This window comes from Rhodococcus sp. C26F, assembly GCF_053345925.1.
This window is the reverse complement of the sequence record NZ_JBKFBA010000023.1, coordinates 1-4,293: the sequence shown is the minus strand read 5'-3', so window position 1 is coordinate 4,293 and position 4,293 is coordinate 1. Positions and strand designations below refer to the sequence as shown.

Below are 4,293 nucleotides of genomic sequence, written 5' to 3'. Positions count from 1 at the left end.
GGCCGCGACCGCGACGGCGGGATCGTCGGACTGCGCATCGCCGGTGGCAGCGCCATGTTGCCGCGCGTGACCTCCACCGGATGCTCCCTCGGTGGACTCGTCGCGGCCTATCTCGCGGTCGCGGAGACCCCTCTCGTCGGCCTCGCGGCCGCCCACACGCACGTCGCCGTGGCGTCCGAGATCGCCGAGGAGAACTCCACCGGCCCCGGCTCGTTCGCCGTCGCCTACCTCGACGCCCTGTTCGCCGTGGACGCCGACACGCTGCGCGCCCGCGCCCGCGTCGAACCGTTCGAACTCCCCTCGAAGGACACGAAGTAATGCCCATCAAGACCTTCTGGTATCTCACCCAGGCCGACGGCGACTACCCCTGGAGCCCCGGCGGGTTGTACCCGGTGGACGGGCAGCGACAGATCGAACTCGCGAAGACCATCGACGACGGCGGCTTCGAAGGTGCGCTCGTCGCGACCTGGCCTAACGACCCCTTCATCTCGGCGACCTGGGCTGCGGCACACACCAGCCGGATGAAGTTCCTCGTCGCGATCTACGCGAACATGACGCCCGCGCGACTGCTCGCCGAGAAGGCCCTGACCTTCGACGCGTTCAGCGGTGGTCGCCTGATGATCAACTCGGTCAACGGCCGGGAGAACATCCTCACCAAGTACGACATGAACGTCGAGCACGACCGTCGGTACGAGCTCGGTGAGAAGTACTGGGCGGAGTTCCGGCGCATCTACGCCGAGGGCACCGCGTCGAACTTCCCGAACACCCCGCTGCGCATCGATGCTCCTACGGACCACTCGGTGCCGCTGTGGGGAACGGGTGACTCCCCCGCCGGTCTGCAGAACGCCGGCAAGGTGCTCGACGCCTACCTGATCATGCTGCGCGAGACCTCGTTCGTCACGGAGAAGTTCACCGCCGCACGCGAATCCGCTGCAGCAGAGGGGCGCGAGTACACCGACTTCGGCGCCCTGTCCGGCGTCATCGTGCGCCCGAACCGGGACGAGGCACTCGAGCGGTTCCGGTCGCTGTTCGAGAAAGCCGGCATCGAGCAGATCCAGGACGTGCTCGACCGGGCGGTGCGCCGCCGCACGCACGGCAAGCAGGATCTGAAGACCTTCACCGCGCGCGACGCGCAGCGGCAGGGCTGGGTCGACACCATCAACGCCGGCAAGCTGCCCGAACCCGAGGACCTGTATCTCGGCGACGGCCTCTACGCGGGCATCACCGCGTGGTCACCGCTGGACATCTTCGCCACGGGATCGTCGGCCGTCTACTACGTCGGCGACCCGGACGAGATCACCGGCCACGTGCGCACCCTGCGCGACGCGACCGGACTGACCTCCCTCATCCTCGCCGGATGGCCGCTCATCGACGAGTCGAAAAACGTTGCCGAACACCTGATTCCGCGTTTCGAGAAGCTCTGACGGTAACGCGGGCGGGATCGGTCAGGGGGTGTCGACGAGACGGAACCCCGAGCCGATCCCGTCGCGCGCGTCGATCTCGGCGAGGATCCGGTCGGCCCGCTGGTAGGCGGCGAACCTCGTGTCGGGAACCTGCCGGTCGTCGGAGACCGCGGTCTGCGGGAACCGATAGCCTACCGACAGTCCCATCCATTCCCCTGTCTCGGCACGCACGAGCGGCCCGCCGGAATCGCCCGGTCGCATGAGCAGCGGCGAGGACATCAGGTTCCCGTCCACCCGCACATCGCCGGTCGCGCAGGCCACCGACGTGCTCCGCCCTGCGGCGCAATGTGTTCCGACCGGCAGCTCGCCTTCGCCGAACACCGCGACCGATTCGAGCACGACTCGCTCTCCCCGGTCGTTGGGCACCGACGTGTTCGATCCCCGCACGCGGGTCTCGTCGAGCAGGACCACCGCGTAGTCGGCGATCTCGTCGGTGGGGAATCCCAGCTGATCGACCGAACCCGTACTCGCGACGTCCGTTTCGGTTCCGATCGGCCCTCGATGCTGCTCGTCGACCTTCCAGACGGGCGACGATCCCGTCTGGTAGCAGTGCCCCGCCGTGATCGCGACGAGCCGACCCGCGTCGTCGTGACCGACCGCCGCCACGGAACACCAACCCGGTGTCGGTTCCGCGGAGAACACGATCCCGTCGCCGGGCCGGAGGACGACCCGGTCGTCGCCCCCGCCGGCCGAGGCCACGCCCACGGTTCCCCCGGCGAAGGCGACGGCGGCGCCGCACACCGCTGCGACGCGTCTCATGACTTCTTCGCTGCCTTCATCGACTTCTTGAACTCGCGCACCTCGCGCAGCGACTGCTCGTCGACGACGTCGGCGATCGACCGGCGCGCATCCTCGTGCCCGTAGTCGCCGGCGGCCTCGCGCCATTCCTCGGGTCGCACACCCATCTGCTTGCCGAGCAGCGCCAGGAAGATACGTGCCTTCTGGTCGCCGTAGCCCGGCAGCTTCTTCAGCCGCCGCAGCACTTCCTTGCCGTCCGGGTCGCCGGACGTCCACAGTGCGGAGGCGTCGCCGTCGTAGTCCTCGACGATCGCCGCGCACAGCGCCTGGATCCGCTGTCCCATCGACTTGGGGAACCGGTGGACGGCCGGTTGCTGCGCGCACACCGCGACGAACTCGTCGGGGTCGGCCGACGCGATGCGGTACACGTCGAGACCGCCGAGACGGTCGGCGAGCTTCTTCGGTCCCGCGAACGCGACCTCCATCGCCACCTGCTGGGAGGTATCCACGCGATGTAAACCTCCTCGTCGCTCTCTGTCACGTCCGACGATAACCGAAGTGGCCCGGTGTTCTCTCCCCGTGAACCGGCACGGGGCCGACTCCCCAGCGGATCGTGGGGCGTCTCTCGGTGGTGTACGTCCTGGCCAGGACACCGAGAGATCGGATTCAGCCTGCCACCTCATGGTGAGCAGGCTATCCGCCGTGAACAGCTAACGGGAATCGGTGCTGGGGACCAGCTAGAGCGGGGACGACCCGCTAGGGTCGGGGGGACTCGCTCCGGAAGATCCCTGCCGTCCGTAGGGCGTCCGTTGGGACCAGTGCAGTGCCCCGCAGGGGCTCCGTCCCTCTTTCATTCACCCTGCCTACTCGAATGAAGGAGTTTCCTCAGCTCACAGTAGGATTCCTCTCCGTGGGAATTCTTGAGACGCTCGCCGGATCGGCACTGGGAGTTGCACTTCAGAGGCTTACTCGAAGGCGGTCCGACCGAGTGGCGGTAACTGTCATTGGTCGCCCTCCCTTCGGACGGCTACCCAACTACTTCATCCCCAGTGTTACGCATCCGAGCGAACTTCCAGGCTCGGACCCTGCTGGCCGCATCTCTCATCCCTACGATCCCCGATACCTCGACTGGGTAGCCCAGAACAAGGGTGTACCGCTCGGTACAACCTGTTTCGCGATGACAATGCAATGCGTCGGATCGGCCAACGTCGCACTGGTGGGCGGTCGCGCAGTGACGGACCGCATCGAACCACTGTCGGGTATTGCAGTGTGCCACCAATCGGGTGGGCCAATAAGCGGATTTCAGGCTCTTCGCGGTTAGCAGTGGCATTGATGCCGGCTGGGTGTGCTCCGCCGGGAGCGGCGGGTGCACGCCCACCGTACCCGGCGGCGTTGATTGTCGGGATTGCGGAATCCGAACGCGATCCGGCCGACGTGTTTGACGATCCGGTTGTAACCTTCGCTGCGTGCGTTGGTCAGGCCGGTCTCGATCGCCCGGATGATGGGGTCCTGCCAGGTTTCCACGGTGCGCGCGAGCGCGGTGACCTCCGGGATCGGGCAGGCGGCACAGAACTTGTAGAACCGATACAACGCGGCCCGGGTCTCGTACCGCAGCCCACCACGGGCGGTGCAGGCCAGCAGATCGCGCAGGAGCTCCTTCGCGATCCAGGCGGCGGCGATCTCCTCGCTGGGGTCGGCGGTCAGCAGCTTGGTGAACAGTTCGGTGCGCTGCTCGATGGTGAGGGTCTCGGCGCCGCGCAGCAACCGACGACGGTTGATCCACTCGACATCGCTCTTGCGGCCGCGCCGACCCCGCTGTGTCTGGGTGACCCGCCGGCGCACCGCATCGACGATCTCGTTGGCCTTCTTGACCAGGTGAAACCGGTCGACGACCAGCTCGGCATGCGGCAATGCCTCCCGTACCGCCTTGGCGTACACGCCGGACAGGTCGATGGTGACGTGGGTGATCTGCGCCTTCCATGCCTCGTCCCTGGCATCGAGCCAGTCGATCACCGCCGTCGAGGTGCGGCCGTTGACCTGGGCGAGCAGGCCCTGGTGGCCAGCGATGTCGACGAGGCCGGTGTCCCAGCGG

At 67.3% G+C, this 4,293-nt stretch carries 4 protein-coding genes and 1 pseudogene; 2 read left to right on the top strand and 3 right to left on the bottom strand.

The features are described 5' to 3' along the window. Together ACLBYD_RS20140 and ACLBYD_RS20135 are read left to right on the top strand one after the other, a co-directional pair. Positions 1 to 318: hydroxyethylthiazole kinase (locus tag ACLBYD_RS20140; RefSeq protein ID WP_447817837.1), on the top strand; the 318-nt coding region annotated here is incomplete at its 5' end. Further along, entirely contained in the window at positions 318 to 1,424 is a 1,107-nt protein-coding gene (locus tag ACLBYD_RS20135; protein ID WP_447817836.1) for an LLM class flavin-dependent oxidoreductase, read from the top strand. The genes ACLBYD_RS20140 and ACLBYD_RS20135, both read left to right, overlap by 1 nt. Before the next feature lie 21 nt (positions 1,425 to 1,445). Here ACLBYD_RS20135 and ACLBYD_RS20130 read toward each other — a convergent pair whose 3' ends face one another. The 3 genes and pseudogenes from ACLBYD_RS20130 to ACLBYD_RS20120 form a co-directional block, all read right to left on the bottom strand. After that, a complete protein-coding gene (locus tag ACLBYD_RS20130) occupies positions 1,446 to 2,222 on the bottom strand; it encodes a trypsin-like peptidase domain-containing protein (protein ID WP_447817835.1) in 777 nt (258 codons plus the stop codon). Beyond that, a pseudogene (locus tag ACLBYD_RS20125) lies at positions 2,219 to 2,698 on the bottom strand (HhH-GPD-type base excision DNA repair protein); the annotation flags it as partial. The pseudogene ACLBYD_RS20125 and the gene ACLBYD_RS20130, both read right to left, overlap by 4 nt. An 820-nt stretch (positions 2,699 to 3,518) precedes the next feature. Continuing rightward, on the bottom strand, positions 3,519 to 4,293 hold a 775-nt coding region (locus ACLBYD_RS20120), incomplete at its 5' end, for an ISL3 family transposase (protein ID WP_447817834.1).